A 21,990-nucleotide genomic window follows, 5' to 3' on the forward strand; every position below is an offset into this window, starting at 1 on the left:
TCGTGGCTACTTCGCCTGCTCTTGCAACATCCGTTTCACCCGCTCTCGCTCTTTTTCCAATGCGGCGGACGGAATCGGCAGGGGCCGGAACGTCGCCGAGGCCACGACCGGCTCATCTTCGGGAATCTCTCGCCACGCGAGTTTCCGGAACCACACCGGCTGGCCGTGATCTTGCAGCCAAAGCTCCCCGCCTCGACCACTCAGATCGCCGCCGCGAATGGCCAACAAATGCACCATCGGCGCCCAACGTGGATCGGCATAGTCAAAATCGAGCACCTTTTCTTCGTTCAGCCAGTGCTGGATGACGGTGCCTTTGCAAACGATGCGGGCAGTATTCCATTCTCCAAACGGCTTCGTCGCATCCTTCGACGGCGCCATGCAAAAGAACAGCGACGCGGCGGACTGTCGGGGGTTCTCTCCGTAGGAACTGTGTTGATTGTCCAGCACCTGGTACTCGACTTGCCCTGGACGGTAGTAGACACCACTGTTGCACCCCTTGGAAACCTTCCACTCGAATCGCAATTCGAAATCGTCCGGAACCTTGGCCCGCGTGAAAGTCAGGGAGCCACCCGACTCCGAACGATAGAACGCGCCGTCTTGAATGATCCAGTTTCCGCCATGCCGCCAACCGTCAAAGGTTCGGCCATCGAAAAGCTGGGTGAATTCAGGCTCCTCGTTCGAGGACGTCTTTGCCGCCCCTTCCGTATCCTTTTGTTGGATCGCGGGCGGCTGGGCCCGCACCACCGAAGTGGAAAACACGAACAGGAGAATTACACCGCTTCGAACCAGCGTCAGTTTCATCAAGTCAAGATTGGGTTGGTGGCGACAACATCACCTTCGTCAATGCAAATGGTCCGGCAACGAATCTTCGAATTCGATTTTGACCGGTGAGAACGGAACATGTCGGATGGTGGCGCCGCCATTGTAGAATCGCACGCCGTCGACCCACAGGCCGTGAATCTGTCGGTGAGTGTGGCCAAAGACAATTTGCCGAACTCCCTGGACCCGATCTTGGGGTTGGCGATGCATCCAACGGAGCAGCCGCAAACAGGTCCGTCGTTTCCGGTGCGCCGCCGTGGCAACCGCACGGTGCAGCCGTGCCGCGACCGCGGCGTCGTAGGCTCGATGCTGTAGCGGTCCAGCTTCCGGCTTATTGCTCCATCGTTCCCGGTATTGATCGAACGCTTGCGCCGATCCGTCCCCCTCGATCACGTCCCCGTGCACAAACAGCGTGTCACGGATCCGGACTGAGTCGACACCGCCAAAGAACTTGGGATGATCGGCAAACCGTTGCCGCAACGCCTCACCGAACGGCGCGTGTGCGTCGTGATTGCCAAGCAGAAAGATGAACTGCTTGTCGGGAAAGCGTTCACACCAGTCGCCCAGCCAACGCAGCGCCAGGTTGATCGTCGCCTCGCCATTCCCCGCTTGGCTCCAGCGAAAATCGAACAAGTCACCTCCCCACACGCACAAGTCGCTCCAGTCAACCGATTCTTCGATCAGAGATTCGTATTGGCCGGCATTGCTGCGGGATGAAAACAGATGCAGATCCGAGATGAACGTCAATCGCTCCGGTTCGGCGTCCTCGGGCCACGTGTGAATCATCGTTTGTCTCGGTCTTCGTGAAGTTTCATTCACCCTTCCGCTTGGAGGTCGTCCAGCTTTGCTTCACCCGCCCTCCGGGAGGGTCGCGGAGGAGCTTGCGACGACGCGGGGAGGGGCATGGCGGACATGCTTGATTTCATCTGGTTGATGAAGACACCCTCCCCAAAGGCTCGTGCCTCACCTTTGACCCTCCCGGAGGGAGGGTGATCTCAAAAAACACGTCTTTTGCCGACTCAGAAAGCTACACGACCTCCAAGCGGGAAGGCGCAGGTTGTTCTCATGCGGTCGCACTTGTCATGCCCCAAGGGCGAGTGTGGAGGCCGACATCCTACCAAATCACGGCCGGTCGCCGGTGTTTTCAGGATGGTCGTATTCAGGATTGTCTCTCATCGGATCCGCCCCCACTTCGCGCTGCCAGTCATGCAGCTTTTTCGTCAGCTCGGCAACCTTGTCGGGCCGTCGATCCGACAAATCATCGGTCTCACCAAGGTCACGATCCAAGTCATAAAGCGAGACCTCGCCGGTTTCGTAGTTCTCGATCAGCTTCCAGCTTCCGCACCGCACGACCCCGCTGGGAAAACTTTCCGGATGTTGGTTGTAGTGGGGGTAATGCCAGAAAAGTGCTTGTCGTTGAATCGATCCGTCTGCTTTCAGCAATGGCACCAGGTTTTTTCCGTCGACATGTTGATAGGGCCGAAGCGGTTGTCCCGTGGCCGCCAAAATCGTCGGATAAAAGTCCGTGCTGATAACCGGCTCCGAACAAACCCGTCCCGGGGAAGCATGTCCCGGCCAGTGCATGATCAAGGGGACTCGAATGCCGCCTTCGTAGTTGGATCCTTTGTTCGCCCGCAACGGAGCATTGCTGGTCGCTTTGGCAAACCCGCCGTTATCGCTGGTGAAGATCACCAGCGTTTCTTGGTCGATCCCCCGATCGCGAAGCGTTGCCATCACCCGTCCCACGCTTTCGTCGACGCTCTCCACCATCGCGGCGTACTCGGCCGACCCCTGCCGCTGCTTCTTCGGAATCTCGCGGTAGTGTTTGACCTTCTCAGGTTTTCCTTGGAGAGGCGCGTGAACGGCGTAATGGGAAAGCATCAAGAAAAAGGGGCGACGGTCAGCATCACGAATGAATCGCTCCGCCTCTTCCGCCAACCGGTCGACCAGATAGTCCCCCGGTTCTCCGCCGACAGGCGAATCCTTGTGCAAGGTCTGCCCGGTCGTCGGAATCTTCCAACTGCCGCGGAAGGGATAAAAGTAGGCCCCCGGCGCCCCGTAGTCGCGCCCGCCAACATTGACGTCAAAACCCTGGTGCTCGGGATAGTAATACGTCTCCGTTCCCAGGTGCCATTTTCCGATGAAGCCCGTGCGGTAGCCTGATTCTCGCAGAGCCTCGGCAATCGTGACCTCCTCCAGCGGCAAATTGGACAGGTAACGCCCTTCGCGCATGCGATGATCCGTTGGGCTCCAGCGTCCCGAAGGCAGCCATTGGGTCAGCATCAGTCGGGCCGGGTACTTGCCGCTCAAGACCGCCGCCCGTGTCGGGGAACACACGTTGCATGCGGCGTAAGCGTCCGAGAATCGGACTCCCTGTTCCGCCAAACGGTCGATGTGGGGCGTCCTGTAATAGCGACTGCCGTAACAACCCAGGTCGGACCAACCAAGGTCATCGACCAAAATCAAAACAACGTTGGTGGCTTTGTGATCGTTGTCGAGTTCCTCATCAGAACGAGCAACCAGTGCTGGAAGCGTCAGCAGCATCGCCCACAAAACGTATCTCATCTTCAACACTCTTCGTTGATTCGGTGCCATTCAGGTCGGTTCCAGCGATCACGGTCGCCTAAAAAGATTGCCGGCAAGGGCGCAGAACAAACATTCTATTGCGCTGCGTTGGCAGCGGACTTCGGCTTCAGATCCGGCACCGGTGCAGCCTCGGATTGCGGAATCCAATGGCGGTGCCACGCCAGCACTTCTTCCGATTCGGGCCGGTCAGCCAAGTTGTGCCATTCCAGTGGATCCACGCGGTGGTCGTACAGCTCTTCCGTTCCATCCGCGTACTGAATGAATCTCCAGTCGTCGCTGCGAACGGCATGATTGCCGCGACTATATGTCATCAGCGCCGGTTGGTCCCAATCGGAATTCGGATCGCGGAGTAATGGCACCATGCTGCGACCGTCACATTCGGCGTCCGGCTCCAAGTCGCACAACTCCAGCAGCGTCGGATAGAGCACCGACAAATCGACGGGACGCGGGCAACGACTGCCGGCGGACGTCACGCCCGGAGCCACCACGATCAACGGAATGTGGTTCGTTTTCTCCCACAACGCAAATTTCTCGATGTGGTTCTTTTCGCCAAGATGGAACCCGTGGTCGGACCACAAAACGACAATGGTCCGATCACGACGCGGGCTGCGGTCGAGCGCGTCGAGCAACCGGCCGACCTGTGCGTCCGCGAACGCCGCACAGGCAGCGTAAGCCCGGAAAAACTGCAACGTCGATCCGGGGATTCGGGCCTCCAATTCCTGCATGCCCTCCCAAAACCATCGCTTCTTCCGCAACAGCCGTTCAGCGCCGGACGGAAGATCGCTCCAATCATCCGGAAGTCTTGGCGGCGCAGCCATGTTTTCAAACGGAGCATGGAACTCGCCGGGCGAGAAAAAGGGCGAATGGGGTTTGAAGATGCCGCACGCAAGAAACAACGGCGCGTCCCGCTGCGAATCAGCAAGTTCCCCGATGCAGTACTCGACGGTCTTAAAATCGATGGACTGCTCCACGGTCGCCGGCCAGCGCCCCCAATCCGTATTCCGCGACCCGTACTCCGGCGCACGATTCAACTTTTCTGGCGGATAGGATTGCGGACGCATGGGTTGGAAATCGTCGAATGAGGCCTCGTCGTGAAACGCTCCGTCCAGATGGTGATGAAAGATCTTTCCAGCACCCACGACGTCGTATCCGGCACGTCGAAATCGCTGGAAAATCGTGGGACGATCCCCGACCGCCCCCCGCCAATCGCTCTTGTTTCCGTAGACACCCGTCGTCGATGGCCGCAACCCGGTCAGGGTCGCCGACCGCGAAGGATTGCACGCCGGCGAAATGCAGTACGCCTTTTCAAACAGCATCCCTCGATCAGCCAGCCGCCGGAGGTTGGGCGTGGGAATCGGCGATTCCGCGTCCAGCAGCGAAATCCAGTCGTTTAGATCGTCGACCACAATGAACAACACGTCCGGCCGGCGCAAATCGTCCGCGGCCCGTCCGGTATTGATCATCAAGATCCCCGCCATGACGCCCCAAAACACCAGTCGGGCCAGCCGTCGCCAATGCTTCCGAAGACAGCATTTCTCGAACTGGAGCAACATCGATCGGCTCAATGGATTCCACATTTCTCTACCTGGTCGTGCAACTGAACCGAGCGTCCGAACGCGTCCCAACCACCCCGGTGTTCGGATCCGAAACCCGCCGGACATCAATCGCCGACGCACTCCGGATCAGGGATCTTCGTCGATACGCCGGCCGCCCGCAACAATGTCCAACAATTCCTGTGTCGAGGCCTCACTGCGAACGCCCGCGAGTCGTCGGGCGGTGGTGGAGGAAGTGTTTTCCAGCCATTCCATGGCCGACTCCGCCGCCATCAACCGCATCCCATGCTCAGCGGCGACGGCATCCAGCAACACCTCGTACAACGTGATGTACAGGAATTCTCGGATCGCCGACGCTACCAGGTGATCGGCGTCGACGTAGGGGGACGGTGGCAACGGCGGCATCGATGTCACCGGATCAATCGGCAGCACTTGGATCGACAGCGGTTGAAAGTGCCCGACCCCCTCGAACGCTGCCGACACGACCCGCAGGGTGTGGATCCGCCGTTCGCTGTAGTCGTCCAGAATGTTTTGCGCCAGTTCCAGCAGCAGTTGGGGAAGCCCGGAAAGGCTGGCCGGCGAATCGTAGACGCGTTCAGGGACAAAACCGTGGCGTTGCAGTACCGCGCGAGCCCGCCGTCCCACCGAATAGATGGTCGCAGCGTGAAACTGATTTGCTTCGCTGACGGCCAGTTCGGAGATGCGTGTGTTGTAGTCGCCGCACAGCCCCAGATCGGAAGCAACCACCAACAGCCCCGTCGCTCCATCTACGTGCAAGGGCGGACGAATCCCAACTTCCGCGACAATGCTCTCAGTCGCTTTGCGGTACTCGCGGGCCGCCGGCAGGGCTTTGCGAGCGAGCCGGAAGTGGTGAGCCGAGAGGGACCGCATGGCGCCGACGGCTTCGTGCAATGCCTCCAGGGTCTGCAAACGATGCCGAAAGGCCTGCTCGCGTTTCATTCCGGTTGCTCCTTGGCAGGCGCCTCGGAGGCATCTGACTCGGCGGGCTTTGGTGGTGATCCTTCGACCAGAGACCTTGCTTGTCCGGCCAAATCGGCCAGTGTCGTTTTCCAATCGCCTTCGGGATCTGTCCCGGCGTTCAATGCCGCAACAACATCACCCGCCTGGCTGCGAGCCAATTCCATCAGCCGCTGTGCCACCGCCGTCGCTTGTTCAGGATCCAAACCTTCAAGCCAATTCTCCGCGGCTGCCGTCAGCCAGATCACCTGGTGGGCCAGACTCCGCGAAGCAAATCGCCCCTGCCGAAGCAGTCCACGAAGGATCTTTCCCTCGTCCAGACTCTTCCGGGTGGACAGATCGATGTCCAAACCAACCCGCGAGAGCTTTTCCAGCGATTCGAACCGTGAAATTTGGATCTTCAAGTTCTTGGCGGCCGCGCGCATCGGCGGTGGTTGAGCGACGGCGCCGATCCGAGACACGCTGCGTCCGATATCGATGGCCGGACGCAAATCACGCTCGAACCTGCCCGTGTCCAAATAGATCTGGCCGTCGGTGATGGAAATCAGGTTCGTCGGAATGTACGCAGAGATATCGCCGTCGGTCGTCTCCACCAGCGGGAACGCGGTCACCGAACCGGCCCCCAAGTCATCCGAGATGGCGGCCGCCCTCTCCAACAGTTCCGCGTGCACATAGAAAATGTCACCCGGATAGGCTTCGCGTCCGGGGGGACGATCCAACAACAAGGCCAACTCGCGATAGGCGTCGGCGTGCTTCGTCAAATCGTCATAGACCACGATCGCGTGCTGACCCTGATCGCGAAAGGATTCCGCCATCGATGCCCCGGCCAGCGGCGCCAAGTACTGCATTCCCGGGCTGTCCGACGCGTAGGCGGCAATCACCACCGTGTTGGATAACGCGCCGACACGCTCCAGAGAATCGCGCAGCGCACGGACTCGCGACATCGGTTGCCCAATCATCACGTAGACGTTGCTGACGTCTCCGGAAGTCTGTGCGGCGATGAAGTCCATGGCCAGCGCGGTCTTTCCGACGTTACGGTCCCCGATGATCAACTCACGCTGTCCACGGCCGATCGGGATTGCGGCATCCACTGCCATGACGCCGGTCAACAGCGGGCGGTCGACGCTGCGGCGCTCGATAATTTCCGGGGCCTGGCGAAACAGAGGCAAACGCTGGGCGCCCGCGAGCGGAGGCCCTTCATCCAACGGGTTGCCCAGCGGATCCAAGACTCTCCCCAGTGCTTCGCGACCGACCGGTAGATCGGGCAACCGTTGCAGCCCCACCACGCCGTCGCCTTCGTGGACCTCCGAGGCCCCCGCCAGCAAGATCACGCCGATCGTGTCGCGGCGCAAATCGAAAGCAATGCCTTGGGCACCGGAGTCGAATGCGAGCAGTTCTTCAAAGCGGACATCCGGCAAACCCGAAACGGAAGCGACACCGTCGCCGACACGCCGGACAACGCCTCGCGGCTCGACCGCCGTCGACAGCCGAATCGAGTCCACCGCTCGAGATAACTCCTGTTCGATTGTCTTCGTGGGATCAGGCATCGGATACGTCTTGCAACACAGCAGGATTGTTGGCCCGATCTTGCATCTCTTTGACCAGAGACCGCCGGGCGAAGGTGCTGATTCCGGCAGTTGAGGCGTCCACCAGACCTTGGGCCGTCAACACCCGGACCCCCGCGCCGAGTCCGTCGACGGTGTGAAATTCTGCGGTCTCCGCCGCCTTTCCCGCCGCTTCTTTCAAAGCTTCGACCTGCGTCTCCGACAGCGGCAATGAGTGTTCGACCGACACCGGCGCCAGACCATCTTGCCATTGGCGAAGTTGGCGACAAGCCGATTCGACTAGCGCATCGTGAAGCCGTTCACCGGAAAGCTCTTCAAGCAGGCGGCCGACGGATGCGGCGGCGGCAGTCGCCGCGACTTCCGCCAAACGGTCACGTTGGGAGTTGGTGATCTGCGCGGCCTGGTGATGGCTCAGTTTCAACTCTCGGTCGGCGACTTGTCGCGCCTCGTCGAGAATCTTTCCAGCTTGCTCTCGGGCCGCTTCAAGTTGCTTCTCACGTTCACGAGCAATGTCTTCGTGAAGCCTGGCGTAGGCCTGGTCCACCTGATCGTGCCGTTTTCGGGCTTCTTCCAATTTGGTTTCCGCGGCACGCTGATCGGTTTCGATTTTGCTTCGATACTCGGCAATCGCGTTGCGGACCGGTCGAAAGAAGAACCAGCCCAGCGCAGCGGCAAGCACCAGGAAATTGGCCGCCTCGAACAGAAACGTTGTCAAGATGGGTGACACGCTCAGCCGGCCGTCGTCGCGGTGAAGGGGTTGGCGAACAACAGGATCAACGCGATCACCAGACAAAAGATCGCCGTCGATTCGACCATGGCCAGACTGACGAACAGTGTCCGGGTGATGGAGGACGCTTCGTCGGGCTGTCGCGCCAAAGCGTCCATCGCCGCCGCACCGATCCGGCTTTCGCCAAGCGCCGCCCCGATCGCCCCCAAAGCCATCGTGACGGCGGCAGACGCCATCGCGGTGACGGCAATGATCAATTGGTCATTCATCTTGATTGGTTACTCCTCTCCGACGCTCATCGCGGCGCCGATGTAAACCGTGGATAGAATCGCAAAGATGTACGCTTGTAGCAGCCCGATCAGCAGATCCAGTGCCATCATCGGTGTGGGAACCAGGAACCCGGCCAACGCCACCAACAGCCCCACCACCAGATGGCCGGACATGATGTTGCCGAACAGCCGCACCGACATTGCCAAGGTCCGCGACAGTTCGGAGATCACGTGAAGCGGCATCAGCAACGGGTTCGGACGGAAATAATGCTTCAGGTATCCCCACAGTCCGTTGGACCAAATTCCCGCGATCGGCACGCTGAAAAACACCAGCACGGCCAATGCCGACGTCGTCGCCAGACTGCCGGTTGCCGGATGCACGCCCGGCAACTGTCCGGCCAGGTTGCAACCGGCGATGAATAAAAAGAACGTCGCTGCGATCGTCGCGACCACAGTTTGCCGCCGCCCCACGATGTCCTCGACCAACCGATCGAAGCTTTCCACCGTCATCAAAGCCAGCGTTGACAACAGGTCGGATCGACCGGATCGCACGCGGCTTCCCATCACCGCCCCCAAGCCGATCAACACCACCGTCACGATCGCCGATGTCACCATCGTTTCCGTGATCGGGACGGGCCCCAGCCGCATCAACACCGGATCGTCAAAGATATGCAATTCCATCAATCCGGTCTCCGTGAGGAGGGCCATGCGTGTCGCATCGACATCTCGTCATCATTCCCGCGCCAACGTCGGCCCCCGAACCAGCCAACCGAAATGGCAAAGCCGATCGCCCACCCGGCAGCCGCCCACAACACCTCGCCGCTGATCGCCGCGACGACCAACACCGCCGCGACGGCGGCCAACCGCAGCAGGCCCCACAGCGGCGAGTAAACCGTGGGGTGGTGAACGGACCGCCACAACGACACCGTCTGCAGCATTCCGACGGCCGCGCCGGCGGAGATCCAAATCCAATCGGTTGCGTCAATCATTTTTCTGCACCACGGTTCGCCATGCCGCCAGGCAGCCAAGCAACAGACCGACCGACATGATCATCAACGTAAAATGAATGCCACTGTCATAGCGCTGGTCCAAGACTCTGCCAATCCAGGCGCCGCCGGCCGATCCGATCGCGATCGGCCACCCGACCATTCCGATCACGCTAAGCGACCGCCAAAAATGTCGATTCGACTTTTCGCGACGCGCCAAACGTTCGCCGTCGCGTTTGACAGCACGGCGGGGATCGGGTCGCTTGAATCTTGTGGCGTGTTGGCCCATCAGCGTTGCCCTCGTCCGGATTCCCCTGCCTCGTCCTGCCCACGCAGCTCTTGCAGCAGTCGCGTTTGCAATCGATCAAGCGTTCGACGCACTTCCAGTTCTTCGCTCGGTTGCGACAACAAGTGGTCAAGCTGTTCGGCGACCGCGCCAACGTCGTCGCCAATCACGGCCAACGGCGACAGCAATTGAGCCCTCTGGCGATCGACCCGAAGCAGCCCGCCCGCGGTCCCCGCATAGCGTTCTTGGTCGTCGATCCGCAACGAAATCAATCCGGGTTCCACGGCCAACACGCCAGGCTCCATTCGCGGCCGGAGCCCGACCTGCCCGGATTCCGTCGGGACGCGCATTGCCGAGACGTCTTCCTGATACACCGTCTCCAGCGGCGTTCGAATCGTCACCGTCAGGGTTCGTGTGCTCATTTCGGCCGCCCGCTCTGTGGCTTGGCCTCAACCAGATCCTGCAGCGACCCGATCATGAACAACCTCTCTTCGTCCACGTCATCGCAATCGCCTCGCAAGATTCCTTCAACGCCATCGACGGTCTCCGGGACCGAGACATTGCGACCGGGTGCTCCGGTAAAGGACTCGGCGACGAAGAACGGCTGAGTCAAAAAGTTCCGCAGCCGCCGCGCCCGATCGACCAACTGACGATCCTCCGGCGAGAGCTCGTCGATTCCCAACATCGAGATCAAATCCTTCAATTCCTCGTAGCGTCCCAGAACACGACGCGCTTGCTGGGCCACGTCGTAGTGCCGCTGCCCGACGATCGCCGGATCCAACGCTTTCGAGGATGATGCCAGCGGATCCACGGCGGGATACAGACCTTCCGCCGCAACATCGCGCGACAACACCAGAGAGCTATCCATGTGCCAAAACGCGTGCGTGATCGCCGGATCCGAGTAGTCGTCGGCCGGAACATAGATCGCCTGGACCGATACCATGTCGCCTTCCTGCGTCGCGGTGATTCGCTCTTCGAGCGCCGCGATGTCCGCGGCCAACGTGGGTTGGTACCCAACGCGCGATGGCAAGCGTCCCAGCAAGCCGGAGACCTCCATCCCGGCCTGCACGTGCCGGTACACGTTGTCCACCAGGAACAACACCTTCTTCTTTTCCACGTCACGGAAGTACTCGGCAACCGAGAGCGCCGCCAAGCCGACCAGAAAACGGGCGCCCGGCGGCTCCTTCATCTGTCCAAACACCATCGCCGTGCGATCCATGAAACCGCGATCCTGCAGTTCCTGCCACAACTCCAAGCCCTCTCGCGAACGTTCCCCGATTCCGGCGAAGACGGCGATCCCTTCCAGATTCTCCACCGCATTGTGAATGAATTCGGTCAACACCACGGTCTTGCCAACCCCGGCGCCGCCGAACACGGCCACTCGTCCCCCATGGGTGAAGGGACAGAATAAATCGATGACCTTGATTCCCGTGGGATAGACGTCTCCCAATCCTCGGCAGGAAGACGGCGGAGGAGGCGGTCGATTCAAGGGCAAGGACTGGTCCCATGACAATTCGTCGCCTCCGTCCAGCGGTCGGCCGTGCAAATCGATCAGCCGACCAATCAATTGCTTGCCCACCGGGATCCGCAACGCCGTGCCGTCGCAGCACACCTGTGCACCACGGCGCATCCCACGAGTGCTTCCGGTCGCAATCGCGCGCACCGACGATTGCCCCAAGTGAGAATGGACCACGGCGGTCACGGGTGGCTTCCCATCGAGTTCGCACGACAGCGCCGCGTCGATTCGCGGCAGGTCACCGTCAAAGACGGCATCGACCACCGTCCCGCGGACCGCGGTCACACGGCCTTTGATTTCTCCGCCGGGTTGAGGGTTCAGTTCGGATGCCGACATCGCAGTCCAGATTCGTCCAAATTCAGATGAGGACGCGTCGGGTGCAGCTCCTGTTTGCCGCTGGCGAGGTCGCGTCCGCGTCGCCGCCAGTGCAACATCTGAGCCAAGCGAGATCCGGCGGATGCGGAAGAGGCTTTTGGGAATTAGTGCTCGCGGTTCCGAATCGCGTCCGGCAACGATTGCGTGGCGACCGGCGCGTTTCAAATCGATTAGACTGAAGGTCCCGCCCACCGACTCCTTCGTCGCAATCCTTCCCGCCCAATCGCCTTCACGACCTGTTCATGCGATTTTTCTCGCCCTGGCATGTGCTTTTTCTGCTGGCAGTGATGTTGATATCAGCTGCTTCCCCAAACTTGGCCGGTGCCCAGAATGCATCGGTCGATTTCGAACGCGACATCGCGCCAGTCATCCAAACGCATTGCATTCGCTGCCACCATCCCGGCAACCCGAAAGGCGATGTCTCGCTGGCCACCGCCGATGACTTGACGGAAAACGGCTACCTGATCGCCGGAGATCCCGACTCCAGCCATCTGATCGAACTGATCCTGGCTGACGACGACGGGGAAGCCGAAATGCCAAAAGACGGCAAGGCACTGAGCATCGAACAGACGGCCTTGATCCGGAGGTGGATTGATCAAGGTGCGAAGTGGCCAGACGCCGTCATCGTTCGCGAAAAACCAAAAGCCGATGCATCGTGGTGGGCCCTGCAACCGCTTGCAGCTGACACGGACCGGACCATTGACGACTACGTTTCGGCACAACTTGCCGAGCACGGTCTGGAGCTCAGTCCCCGCGCCGACCGACGCACGTTGATTCGGCGCGTCACCTATGACCTGACTGGACTGCCACCGACACCGGAGCAGGTGCAGGCATTCGTCGATGATCCCGATCCGCAAGCCTACGAAAAGCTGGTCGACCAACTGCTGCAGTCCCCACGCTACGGCGAACGTTGGGGCCGGCATTGGCTGGATGTCGTTCGGTTTGGCGAAAGCAACGGATTCGAACGGAACGTGATCATCAACGATCTGTGGCCGTTCCGCGACTACGTGATCCGATCAATCAATGCGGACAAACCGTTTGACCAGTTCATCCGCGAACACATCGCCGGCGACGTGATCGCACCGGACAATCCCGATGTCGCCGTCGGTTCGGCTTTCCTGGTCGCCGGCCCTTACGACGACGTGGGCAACCAGGACCCCGTCCAGGCCGCTCAAATTCGTGCCAACACCCTGGACGAAATCATTCGTGCCACCAGCGAAGCTTTTTTGGGCCTGACCGTCGGTTGTGCTCGCTGCCATGATCACAAGTTCGATCCCATCACGCAGGAAGACTACTACGGGTTGTACGCGTCCTTCGCCGGGATTCGTCATGGCTCCGTGCCGCTGGCGACGCCCCAGGAGAAACATGAACGCTCCCAGAGTCTTGAGCCGCTGGAAAAGCAGAAACGAGACATTGAAAAACAACTCGGCGCGCTCGACAAACAAATCCTGCAGCGAGCCAATTCACAACGCGAAGCGTTTCAGCAAGGCTGGACGCGTCCGCCGGTTGATCGGACGGGTACGGAGGAGACTTTCGACCCGGTGAATGCCAAGTTCGTCCGCCTGGTTTGTCTCTCACAGGACGGCAATCCGAACGCCGCAAACGGATTTCGCATCGATGAGATGGAGGTCTGGTCCGACGGTCCGGACCCCCGCAACGTTGCGTTGGCACGCAACGGCGGGAAGGCAACCGGCCCGGCCCGCCAGATTGAAGATTTTCCCGACGCCTACGGTCCTCAGCTCGCGATCGATGGGAAGGCCGGTGCACGATTCATCGCGACGGGAAACCATTTGACGATCGAGCTGGAGCAGCCCACGATCATCCGACGGGTCATCTTTTCGAGCGCTCGGGGAGAATCCAATCCGGATCATTCCAAATTCCGATTCGTTGCTGAGTACCGGATCGAGGTCTCCGAAGATGGCGAGACCTGGAAGCAGATTGCCAGTGGCGACGATCGCCAGCCGATCGACCAGCAAGCATTCCTGGAACACCGTCTGCGTCGCCTCGCGACCAGCGAAGAAGATCGGCAAGCTCGAGCGAGCTTGCAGAAAGAGCTGAATCAAATCAAACAAGAAATCGCCAAGGTTCCGCCGCTTCCATCGGCCTGGATCGGGCGGCGTGTCCCCGCTGATGCCAAGGGACCGTTTCACGTGTTTCTAGGCGGCAGCCCGCAAAAGAAAGGTCCTGTCGTCGTCCCATCCAGCCTCTCGGCCCTGGACCGCGCCGCCAACTCCGCACACCAGCCCATGGCCGGCGAGGATCTGGTCTCGACGGGATCGTCCCGCTTGGCCGAAGGGCCGAAAGAGTCTCCTCAGAAACCGGATGCGGCCTACCGGTTGGAGCCCGGGACGGAGGAGGCCGAACGGAGACTGGCATTGGCGAATTGGTTGGTCCATCCGAACAATCCGTTGACGCCACGGGTGCTGGCCAATCGGCTTTGGCACTACCACTTCGGGACCGGGATCGTTGACACCCCAAGCGATTTTGGATTCATGGGTGGCCGGCCGACGCATCCAGAACTGTTGGATCTGTTGGCGATCCGATTGCAGGAGAATGGCTGGCACCTCAAGAAGCTGCATCGCCAAATCCTGCTCTCCGCAACCTACCGCCAATCATCCGGCTACCGACCGGACGCGGCCAAGATCGATGCGGATGCGCGTCTGCTGTGGCGGTTCCCGCCGCGCCGGCTATCGGCCGAGGAAATTCGCGACACCATTTTGCAGATCAGTGGCAAACTGGATTTGACGCCCGGCGGGCCGGGCTTCCGCTTGTATCACTTCATGCAAGACAACGTTTGTACTTACGTGCCTTTGGATGAACACGGTCCGGAAACCTATCGACGCGCCGTCTACCACCAGAACGCTCGCGCCTCCGTGGTCGACTTGATGACCGATTTCGATCAACCGGACTGTGCTTTCTCCACGCCTCGCCGAGCGGAAACCACCACGCCGTTGCAAGCGTTGACGATGCTGAACCATCAATTCACCTTGGACATGGCCGATGCGTTGGCCAAGCGGTTGGAATCCGATTCCGGAAACCAATTGGATGGACAAATCGAACGCGCCTACGCGCTTTGCTACGCACGTTCGCCGACGCAAACCGAACGACAGGCTTGCCGCGAACTGGCGCGATCCCATGGCCTGTCCGCTCTGTGCCGCGTGTTGCTGAACTCCAGCGAATTGATTTACCTCCACTGATCCATGTCAGCTCGGTGGCCCCTCATTTTTCACTTCATCCCACTCCGCTCCGATCATGTCCGCTGCCGTCCGCCCTCTCTGTGACTTGACACGCCGGTCGTTTCTTGGCGACGTCACCACCGCGCTCGGCGGGGTTGGGCTGTTGCATTTGCTTTCCGGTTCGGCGTTGGGCGAATCGTCGACGTGGCAGCCCGGTCAAGGTCAGACGCACCATCCGGCCAAAGCGAAACGGGTCTTGCAAATCTTTTGTCCCGGTGCCGCTTCGCACATGGACCTGTGGGAACACAAACCGGCCCTGGAAAAGTACCACGGTCAGCCGTTGCCCGGCGAAGAAGACATGGTCTCTTTCCAGGGAAAGAACGGCAACCTGATGAAAAGCCCTTGGGCGTTTGAACGGTCCGGGCAAACCGGCAAACCGATCAGCTCAATGCTGCCGAACATGGCCCGTCACGTTGACGACATCGCCTTCCTGCATGGGATGCACAGCAAAACCAACACGCACGGCCCGGGTTGTGTCTTCATGAACACCGGCCATGCAACCGAAGGATTCCCCAGTGCGGGTGCCTGGATCAGCTATGCGCTGGGCAGCGAAAATCAAAACCTGCCGACGTACGTTGCCATCTCAGACCTCCGTGGCGAGCCGCCCAACGGCAAAGCGAATTGGTCCAACGGTTTTTTGCCCGCACGACACCAGGGGCTGATGATGAGCGACCAAAAACCCATTCGCAATCTGGCTCGGCCGGAGAGTGTGACGCCCGCCGAGGAGCTCGCGGCCCGCGACCTGCTCCAGCAATTGAATCAGCGGTTTGCCTCATCGCACCCGGCCAACAGCGACCTTCAAGCCCGCCTGGCGGCGTACGAGCTGGCCGCCCGGATGCAAATGTCGGCCCCCGAAGTCGCCGACTTGTCGCGTGAGTCCGACGTCGTCCATGAATTGTATGCGACACGCGATCCGAACCACTTGAAGGCCGCGTACGGACGCAACTGTCTGCTGGCCCGGCGGTTGTTAGAGCGTGGTGTCCGATACGTCAATCTTTATTGCGCGTCGCGGGCTTCGGGAGTCGATGGCTTGCTGAATTGGGACGCTCACAAAACTCTGAAAGCCGACTACGAACGGCACTGCCCCATTTTCGACCAACCCACCGCAGCTCTGCTGACGGACTTGAAACGGACCGGACTGCTGGACGACACCTTGGTGTTGTGGACGACGGAATTTGGCCGGATGCCGACGCATCAAGCCGGAACGGCCGGGAGAGATCACAATCCCGATGGTTTCACGTGTTGGATGATGGGTGCCGGGGTGCGAGGCGGCGTCTCTCACGGTGCAACCGATGAGTTCGGTCGCAGGGCAGAGCAGCATCCCACCACCGTATGGGATTTCTATGCGACCGTGTTGCATCTACTTGGCTACGACCATGAACGGTTGACTTGGTACCACAACGGACTCGATCGACGTCTGACAGACGTCCACGGCAACGTGATCAAGGAAGTGTTGGGGTGAAATAGCATTCCGTCGTAGCATTCTGTCGTAGTTACGTTCGCCAGAGCGTAGAGATGCCGTAGTCACGCTCGCCAGAGCGTGGAGCACCCGCCCCAGCCACCATCTGGCGACGGCGGCTACAACGATCCGAAATCTAATCGCTGTATCTCAAAGTCACCCGTCCCTGATCGCGTCGAGCGTACAGAATCGCGACCAACAGAATTGCAATCCCGGTCAACTCCAGCAGGTCCACCCACCAGGCGTCAGAGATCCACGGGGCGAGCAGGCTGATCATCACCACACGCAGGCAGACAAAACCGATTTGCGTCACCACGGCCAGCCATAGCAAACGGGTCACAAGAGAACTCTTCTGGTGCATCGCCTGACGCAACAGCTTCCAGGAAGGTCGCGCCAAAATCCCCACCACGGCCAAGACCAGGACCGTGAATGCGGCTCGTAAAGCCAGTTTGTGATCGTACAGTCCCGATGCTCGCGCCAGCCACTTGCCACCGTCGATCACGAACGTCTGCAGATCGGCCTGCTTGTTGATCCCGAGGACCAGGAACAAGATTCCGACAAGCATCCATTGCCGCGACGAGGGCGCGATCGATGGTCGTCCTGCACTCCGCCTGGACTGCACCAACGCCATCGTCGCCACCGCTAAATAGGCAAACGTCACGAACAGACTGATGGGATCCGGATCCCCGAGAATCCTCCACCCATCGTCGACGGCGGATAGCGGCAGAGGCAACAGCGACGTGCCGCACCACCGCATCTCGGTCATCGATCCCATGGTGCTTGAAACGATTCCCAAATCGGCTGCTCCAATGGATGCAGTTCACCGGATGTCAGTCCTCGCCCTGCGGCTCGGTCAGCCAGCTCTCGCGCCTGGTTGGTCATGCCCTTCTCTCGCGCCGCCCAAGCAAGGTGGAACAGGGTGACCGCATTCGGATACAGCTCACCGGCCCGCTCAAAATCTCTGATGGCGCCATCGACGTCGCCGGCTTTCAGCCGAGAGACCCCTCGGGTATCCAACAGGAAGAACTTCTCGCCCTGCTTATCGATCGCCTTGCTACAAATCTCGACGGCCAGGGGAGCATTCTTCTCGGTCAACCCGAGCAGCGTCGCAAGGTTATTGATCGCGACGACTTGATCGGGATCGTCCAGCAAGATGGACTCGTAGATCGAGATCGCACGCTCGAAGTCACCACGCTTCTCATTCAGCCGCGCGACGATCACGGCGATGGTCGCGTCCGTCGAGTTTTGTTTGAGCAGCGGCTTGTAAACCGATTCGATCGCGGCCAGCGATTTGGCACTGCAAACGTCGCCGGCGAACACGGCATCGGCGAACGCAACCAACTCCTCTTCGGATGCAGATGCAGCAGATTTCTGAAGCGAGATTGCCGCCTGATCGCAGTGCCCCTGTTGCAGCAGACGAAGCGCATTTTCGACCTCTGGCGTTTCATCACTCTTGGCCAGACGATCCGCCATCGACTCCTCAGCGGCACGAAAACGTTGCGCGGCCGTCTTCAGGCGATTTGTCAATTTCCCATTGCTACTGCCGTCATTCTGGACAACCCGCAATTGCTTCTCCAATTGATCGGCGTATTCGGCGACCATGGCATACCGCTTGGCAAGGGTGGTCGCCCCGACAAACCATTCGGTTTCACGTGCCTGACCGCGGGAAGCCGACGCGGCCGAAGACGCCGTCAGATTGGACAGCAGTTCGTCGTACTGGCTACGCTGGAATCGGATGTCCGCCAGCAGCTTGGCGGTCGCCGCATCTTGAACGTTCTGCTTGACCAGCCGACTGACCCACAGATCCGCCTCGGTCGGTTCCCCACGATCCAACAGCAGTTTTGCATAAATCTGTTCGTACTTTGGCTCGCACAGCTCTTCATCCAGAAGCAATGGCATCATCAAGTCACTGGCCTTTTTCGTCTGCTTGTCCGCCGCATACAACTGTCCCATCATGAACTTTTCGTTCAAAGTTGGTTCCCAGTCATAGTTTTCGAGAAGTTCTTCAAACTGCTTTAGTGGCTTCTCCGGATTGCTTTTGCCTAAGTAAATCGCATCCACAATGGCTCGGGCGACAAGATCATCTTGCGACTCTGGCTCGTGCGACAAGTTACGCGAGATCAGACGCTGAGCGCGAGCGTAATTGTCGGAGGCTCTTGATTCGGCTAGTGTCAATGCCAGCGTGCGACGGGCCCACTTTGCCACCTTGCTTTGCTCACCCTGCGATTCCCCGGACACCTCAATCAGCCGCTGCAAAAACTCCACAGCGTCATCGCGTGACTTGATGGACGACACCAGGGCGAAGGCCTCTTCGTTGCGTTTGATCCCCTCCAACGTGCTCAGGTCGATTGCACTCAAGACCCGCGCGGCCTCCGCCTTATCTGGAAGTGCCAGATAACCCTTGGCGACGTTGATCAGGCTGCCGGGATCGGACGGTTCCGCGGACTCTTCAGCTTCAGCCAACGCCTTCCGCGCCTCACCAAGTCTTGCATTGCGATTCAAGTACCCGATCCACGCGAGCCGAGCGGACGTCGGATCGTCGGCGCTCTGAATGGCGTTTTGGTACGCCGCGTCAGCCTCAGACGAGTGCTTCGTCAGCTCTTCCATTCGAGCCAACCACAGATAGTCGCCTTCCGATTTCGATTGACTCGCCGCCTCACGAGCATGCACCAAAGCACGACGCATGTCCGCATTCCGGTAGCTGACCACCGAAGCATATCGAGCCATCTCGGCACTCACGGATTTTCCACCCTGCAACAACTGGCGGATGATTCCGTCGGCTTCGGCAAAACGTTTTTCCTCCGTCAAGAGTGCAAGAAGATGCTGCAGGGTCGCCGTTTGACGCCACCCCAGGCTTATCGCCCGTTGGTACGCCTCGATCGCTTTTTCCGACTCGCCGGCCCGCTCGTAGATCGACCCCGACAATGCGGGAATCAAATCCAGATTCGGCCGCTGTCGGGCCGCGTCGGACAAGTGCTTCTGCGCTTCCCCTGACGTCTCCTGGTCCAGATCCCACGACTCCGTTTCCATGACCTTCTGCAATGCCGTCCCGCAATTCCAGAGCGCACCTTCACCCACCGTTTGACGCAGATCGCTGGTGACGGATCCCATCTCGCTCACCAGCCGATCCCGATCTGCAGGGTCAATCGATTGTTCGTTCTCACTGCCCTCTTGAAGCTTGACTTGGTACTCACGATAGACGAGTTCCATCTTCTGTTTCTGTGCATTCAGGTCGCTCGGGTCTTTCTCTCGTTGACGGTCGACAACCTCTTCCGCCAAACGAGACTCACCGGATGAAACCAGCAAAGGGATCATTAGACTGGCAAAATCATCTTGTTGATCTTCCGACCAATTCGGGGTCTTAGTCGCGAGCTTTGCAAGTTGCTCCGAAAGATCCTGCTTGCCTTGATCGACAAGCAATCGCGCCGACGCGTATCGCAAGGTGGGCGTTTCTCCGATCTCCGAGACCGCCTGATTGAGTAACTCTTCTGCCCGCTCCCATTCCCTTTCGTCGATCTCAAGCAAAACGCGGTCGGACCAAACGGCCGCCTGATCCGGAGCCGACTGCAAAACCGATCTGGCTTCATCCCCTTTGCCTTGTACCAGCAACATTTTGGCACGGAGCACGGCCACGTCCGACGCACGCTTCGGATCCTTGCTCATCGCGTCCAAAACCGTTTCGAATTGGCTCCAGTCCCGACTCTCCTGTGGCCGACCAAGGTTCTGCGAATACAGCAGCCAGGCAAAATTCAGGGGCGCGGTGATGGAACCGTTCGGCCGATTGGCCACGACTTCGTACTGCTGGACGGCCTCGTCAAGTCGCCCCAACTTCATGTAGGCAGCCGCCAGTCGTTCGTGACCCGGCAACCACCTGGGATTCGACTCGACGACCCGCCGCAGCGTGGAAACTTGCTCGTCGAATTGTTCTCTTTCTTCGTAAATTGCTGCCAGAGTGAGATCCACCAGACGCAGGAGCTCTTTACTGTCTCGCAATCCACTGCGAGATTTCTCGAGCTCTTCGATAGCCTTCTTCGAGTCGCCGGTGACGGCCAGCAACTTTCCCTTTAGGAAGCTCTGAAGCGGCTTCGAAAAGTTGGTGTTCTCAAGCTGATTGATATGTTTGCGTGCAGCTTCCGGGTCGCCGTTTTTATCGTCCAACAGTTGATTGGCGAGATTCCATCGCAATTCCACTGCCCCCGGAAGCCGAGCGATGCCTGATTCCAAGTACCGCTGACTTTCGGCCATCAGCTTCTCTTTCTCGGCAGTGGAAATCGACGAATCCTCCGCCAACTTCGCCGCAGCACGCGACGCGACTCGGTAAAACATCGCCGAATCTGGGAACAACTGGATCCCACGCTGCGATAATTCCATCGCTCGGCGGAGTTCTTCCCGTTGCATCGCAACCGTCACCGCAAATTCCAACGATTCACGTGATTCCGGTGCCAGCTCCAAAGCCCGCGTCGCGGATTCCTCCGCTCGATCGAGATTCGCCTTGAGGGATCCGCTGGTGTCGGTCGTCACCGACGGAGTGAGGCCGCCGGTCTGATCCAGGAAAAAACGTCCACGTGCGACGTGCGCATCGGGATCCTGCGGATACTGCTTCAGCAGGAGGTCCAGCACCTTGAGTCCTTCCTGGGGGCGTGCCACCGAATCGGTCAGCACGGTCGCCAGTTTGATGTAGGTTTCGATCGGTGCTTCGCCCGTTTCGATCGCTGCCCGATAGGCCGAGATCGCGTTGTCGCCGGCTGCAATTTCTGACGCGGCCGTGACATCTTCCGTCCCGGACGCGTCACTTGCTTCGTTCGAAGATGCCTCTTCCGGGGAGAAGACTCCGAATCCAAATTCGCGAAGTCCAACCAGCGCGTCGCCCTTGAGTGTCAGCAAAGTAGCGCGATTACCCTGCCCGTCTTCGAGCAAATCGTTGATTCGTTCCAGAGCGTCTGCGTACCGTTCCAGTTGAACAGCCAGACGTGCCAATCGCAGTTCATTCTGGGCATCACCGGGTTTCAATCGCTCGGCACGCAAGGACGTCAAAAACGCATTCCTTGTATCGCCTAGCGTTTCCAGTATTTCGGCCAGCTCGAGCAGTGCCTCCGCATCGTTGGGCTCCATCCGTAGCGCGCGGTTGTAGAACGAAACCGCTTCGGGCAAAGAGCCCTCTTCCACGGCACGGCGGGCTTGTTGGACGAAGAATTCTGACTGCTGGCCGACCTGGTAGCGGTGCAACATCAGCACCGACAACGCGGCAACAACGACCACGAGCAGGCTGACAATCAAGACGCGCCGGTTGATTCGCGGCATGAGATTGAAGATGGAGAATTGAAAAGGGAGGGGGAGGGAAACCTGACCACGCAGTTTAGCAGGATGTTTCGTCAAAAGGGCAAAACTCTGAACGCACTGCGTGACGGAGTCCGCGTCCGGTCAGATCGACAGGCCGCAAGATCTCCGTTTGAAAACAACTAGGCTGGATTCCCTTCCAGTCGGGTAACTCGATCGAACAACGGCATCCTGGGCCCGCGGTCTGGTGGAGATCAACGGGACAGCGCCACTTTAGGTGAGCCGCGTGGCGCTAGCCGCGGGTCTACTCGCCTCAACCGGCGGCTAGCGCCTAGCCGCTCATTGCACTGCAAGACGA

The 21,990-nt window shown here is 59.6% G+C and carries 17 protein-coding genes; 2 read left to right on the top strand and 15 right to left on the bottom strand.

All coding sequences use genetic code 11. The features are described 5' to 3' along the window. Nucleotides 1-6: 6 nt before the first annotated feature. The 13 genes from FYK55_RS04940 to atpD form a co-directional block, all read right to left on the bottom strand. On the bottom strand, nucleotides 7-801 hold the full coding sequence (locus tag FYK55_RS04940; RefSeq protein WP_150075240.1) for a 3-keto-disaccharide hydrolase: 795 nt from the start codon (nucleotides 799-801) through the stop codon (nucleotides 7-9). Nucleotides 802-840: 39 nt separating this feature from the next. After that, nucleotides 841-1,605 (bottom strand): metallophosphoesterase family protein, encoded by a 765-nt coding sequence (locus FYK55_RS04945; protein ID WP_150075241.1) that lies wholly within the window; start codon nucleotides 1,603-1,605, stop codon nucleotides 841-843. A gap of 336 nt (nucleotides 1,606-1,941) precedes the next feature. Beyond that, nucleotides 1,942-3,384 carry a sulfatase gene (locus tag FYK55_RS04950; protein ID WP_161604310.1) on the bottom strand — a complete coding sequence of 481 codons (1,443 nt, stop codon included), beginning with the start codon at nucleotides 3,382-3,384 and terminating at the stop codon, nucleotides 1,942-1,944. A gap of 95 nt (nucleotides 3,385-3,479) precedes the next feature. Beyond that, entirely contained in the window at nucleotides 3,480-4,958 is a 1,479-nt protein-coding gene (locus FYK55_RS04955; RefSeq protein WP_161604311.1) for a sulfatase, read from the bottom strand. A gap of 129 nt (nucleotides 4,959-5,087) precedes the next feature. After that, nucleotides 5,088-5,918 carry a F0F1 ATP synthase subunit gamma gene (locus FYK55_RS04960; protein ID WP_150075244.1) on the bottom strand — a complete coding sequence of 277 codons (831 nt, stop codon included), beginning with the start codon at nucleotides 5,916-5,918 and terminating at the stop codon, nucleotides 5,088-5,090. Beyond that, complete coding sequence (locus FYK55_RS04965) at nucleotides 5,915-7,483, bottom strand: F0F1 ATP synthase subunit alpha (RefSeq protein ID WP_150075245.1); 1,569 nt, start codon at nucleotides 7,481-7,483, stop codon at nucleotides 5,915-5,917. The genes FYK55_RS04960 and FYK55_RS04965 overlap by 4 nt, the downstream gene beginning before the upstream one ends. Next, the gene (locus tag FYK55_RS04970; protein ID WP_150075246.1) at nucleotides 7,476-8,228 is read right to left on the bottom strand and encodes an ATP synthase F0 subunit B; all 753 of its coding nucleotides are present in this window, start codon (nucleotides 8,226-8,228) and stop codon (nucleotides 7,476-7,478) included. The genes FYK55_RS04965 and FYK55_RS04970 overlap by 8 nt, the downstream gene beginning before the upstream one ends. Nucleotides 8,229-8,230: 2 nt before the next feature. Next, nucleotides 8,231-8,497 carry an ATP synthase F0 subunit C gene (atpE, locus tag FYK55_RS04975; protein ID WP_150075247.1) on the bottom strand — a complete coding sequence of 89 codons (267 nt, stop codon included), beginning with the start codon at nucleotides 8,495-8,497 and terminating at the stop codon, nucleotides 8,231-8,233. Between the two features lie 9 nt (nucleotides 8,498-8,506). Beyond that, a complete protein-coding gene (gene atpB / locus FYK55_RS04980) occupies nucleotides 8,507-9,205 on the bottom strand; it encodes a F0F1 ATP synthase subunit A (RefSeq protein ID WP_150075248.1) in 699 nt (232 codons plus the stop codon). Further along, complete coding sequence (locus tag FYK55_RS04985; protein WP_150075249.1) at nucleotides 9,178-9,486, bottom strand: hypothetical protein; 309 nt, start codon at nucleotides 9,484-9,486, stop codon at nucleotides 9,178-9,180. The genes atpB and FYK55_RS04985 overlap by 28 nt, the downstream gene beginning before the upstream one ends. Next, nucleotides 9,479-9,772, bottom strand: a complete 294-nt coding sequence (locus tag FYK55_RS04990; RefSeq protein ID WP_150075250.1) for an AtpZ/AtpI family protein — start codon at nucleotides 9,770-9,772, stop codon at nucleotides 9,479-9,481. The genes FYK55_RS04985 and FYK55_RS04990 overlap by 8 nt, the downstream gene beginning before the upstream one ends. Continuing rightward, on the bottom strand, nucleotides 9,772-10,191 hold the full coding sequence (locus FYK55_RS04995) for a hypothetical protein (RefSeq protein WP_150075251.1): 420 nt from the start codon (nucleotides 10,189-10,191) through the stop codon (nucleotides 9,772-9,774). Before FYK55_RS04995 ends, FYK55_RS04990 begins: the two co-directional genes overlap by 1 nt. Further along, nucleotides 10,188-11,621: a F0F1 ATP synthase subunit beta gene (gene atpD / locus FYK55_RS05000; protein ID WP_150075252.1), complete on the bottom strand. Its 1,434-nt coding sequence runs from the start codon at nucleotides 11,619-11,621 to the stop codon at nucleotides 10,188-10,190. The genes FYK55_RS04995 and atpD overlap by 4 nt, the downstream gene beginning before the upstream one ends. A 281-nt stretch (nucleotides 11,622-11,902) precedes the next feature. On the opposite strand from atpD, the gene FYK55_RS05005 reads away from it, so the two are divergent. After that, complete coding sequence (locus tag FYK55_RS05005) at nucleotides 11,903-14,857, top strand: DUF1553 domain-containing protein (protein ID WP_201743622.1); 2,955 nt, start codon at nucleotides 11,903-11,905, stop codon at nucleotides 14,855-14,857. Nucleotides 14,858-14,912: 55 nt separating this feature from the next. Then, on the top strand, nucleotides 14,913-16,358 hold the full coding sequence (locus tag FYK55_RS05010; protein ID WP_150075253.1) for a DUF1501 domain-containing protein: 1,446 nt from the start codon (nucleotides 14,913-14,915) through the stop codon (nucleotides 16,356-16,358). Between the two features lie 133 nt (nucleotides 16,359-16,491). Here FYK55_RS05010 and FYK55_RS05015 read toward each other — a convergent pair whose 3' ends face one another. Then, the gene (locus FYK55_RS05015; RefSeq protein ID WP_150075254.1) at nucleotides 16,492-17,130 is read right to left on the bottom strand and encodes a hypothetical protein; all 639 of its coding nucleotides are present in this window, start codon (nucleotides 17,128-17,130) and stop codon (nucleotides 16,492-16,494) included. Further along, nucleotides 17,118-21,656 (bottom strand): tetratricopeptide repeat protein, encoded by a 4,539-nt coding sequence (locus tag FYK55_RS05020; protein WP_150075255.1) that lies wholly within the window; start codon nucleotides 21,654-21,656, stop codon nucleotides 17,118-17,120. The genes FYK55_RS05015 and FYK55_RS05020 overlap by 13 nt, the downstream gene beginning before the upstream one ends. Nucleotides 21,657-21,990 lie beyond the last annotated feature (334 nt).

Origin of the sequence: Roseiconus nitratireducens, assembly GCF_008629675.1 — a bacterium.
Taxonomy (GTDB): domain Bacteria; phylum Planctomycetota; class Planctomycetia; order Pirellulales; family Pirellulaceae; genus Stieleria; species Stieleria nitratireducens.

What these genes read in the sequence shown, in the direction of transcription:
- FYK55_RS04990 (WP_150075250.1), bottom strand. Translation starts at nt 9,772, where the DNA reads ATGGGCCAACACGCCACAAGATTCAAGCGACCCGATCCCCGCCGTGCT.
- FYK55_RS04945 (WP_150075241.1), bottom strand. Translation starts at nt 1,605, where the DNA reads ATGATTCACACGTGGCCCGAGGACGCCGAACCGGAGCGATTGACGTTC.
- FYK55_RS04950 (WP_161604310.1), bottom strand. Translation starts at nt 3,384, where the DNA reads ATGAGATACGTTTTGTGGGCGATGCTGCTGACGCTTCCAGCACTGGTT.
- atpD (WP_150075252.1), bottom strand. Translation starts at nt 11,621, where the DNA reads ATGTCGGCATCCGAACTGAACCCTCAACCCGGCGGAGAAATCAAAGGC.
- FYK55_RS05005 (WP_201743622.1), top strand. Translation starts at nt 11,903, where the DNA reads ATGCGATTTTTCTCGCCCTGGCATGTGCTTTTTCTGCTGGCAGTGATG.
- atpE (WP_150075247.1), bottom strand. Translation starts at nt 8,497, where the DNA reads ATGAATGACCAATTGATCATTGCCGTCACCGCGATGGCGTCTGCCGCC.
- FYK55_RS04955 (WP_161604311.1), bottom strand. Translation starts at nt 4,958, where the DNA reads ATGTTGCTCCAGTTCGAGAAATGCTGTCTTCGGAAGCATTGGCGACGG.
- atpB (WP_150075248.1), bottom strand. Translation starts at nt 9,205, where the DNA reads ATGGCCCTCCTCACGGAGACCGGATTGATGGAATTGCATATCTTTGAC.
- FYK55_RS05015 (WP_150075254.1), bottom strand. Translation starts at nt 17,130, where the DNA reads ATGGGATCGATGACCGAGATGCGGTGGTGCGGCACGTCGCTGTTGCCT.
- FYK55_RS04960 (WP_150075244.1), bottom strand. Translation starts at nt 5,918, where the DNA reads ATGAAACGCGAGCAGGCCTTTCGGCATCGTTTGCAGACCCTGGAGGCA.
- FYK55_RS04940 (WP_150075240.1), bottom strand. Translation starts at nt 801, where the DNA reads ATGAAACTGACGCTGGTTCGAAGCGGTGTAATTCTCCTGTTCGTGTTT.
- FYK55_RS04965 (WP_150075245.1), bottom strand. Translation starts at nt 7,483, where the DNA reads ATGCCTGATCCCACGAAGACAATCGAACAGGAGTTATCTCGAGCGGTG.
- FYK55_RS04995 (WP_150075251.1), bottom strand. Translation starts at nt 10,191, where the DNA reads ATGAGCACACGAACCCTGACGGTGACGATTCGAACGCCGCTGGAGACG.
- FYK55_RS04985 (WP_150075249.1), bottom strand. Translation starts at nt 9,486, where the DNA reads ATGATTGACGCAACCGATTGGATTTGGATCTCCGCCGGCGCGGCCGTC.
- FYK55_RS05010 (WP_150075253.1), top strand. Translation starts at nt 14,913, where the DNA reads ATGTCCGCTGCCGTCCGCCCTCTCTGTGACTTGACACGCCGGTCGTTT.
- FYK55_RS05020 (WP_150075255.1), bottom strand. Translation starts at nt 21,656, where the DNA reads ATGCCGCGAATCAACCGGCGCGTCTTGATTGTCAGCCTGCTCGTGGTC.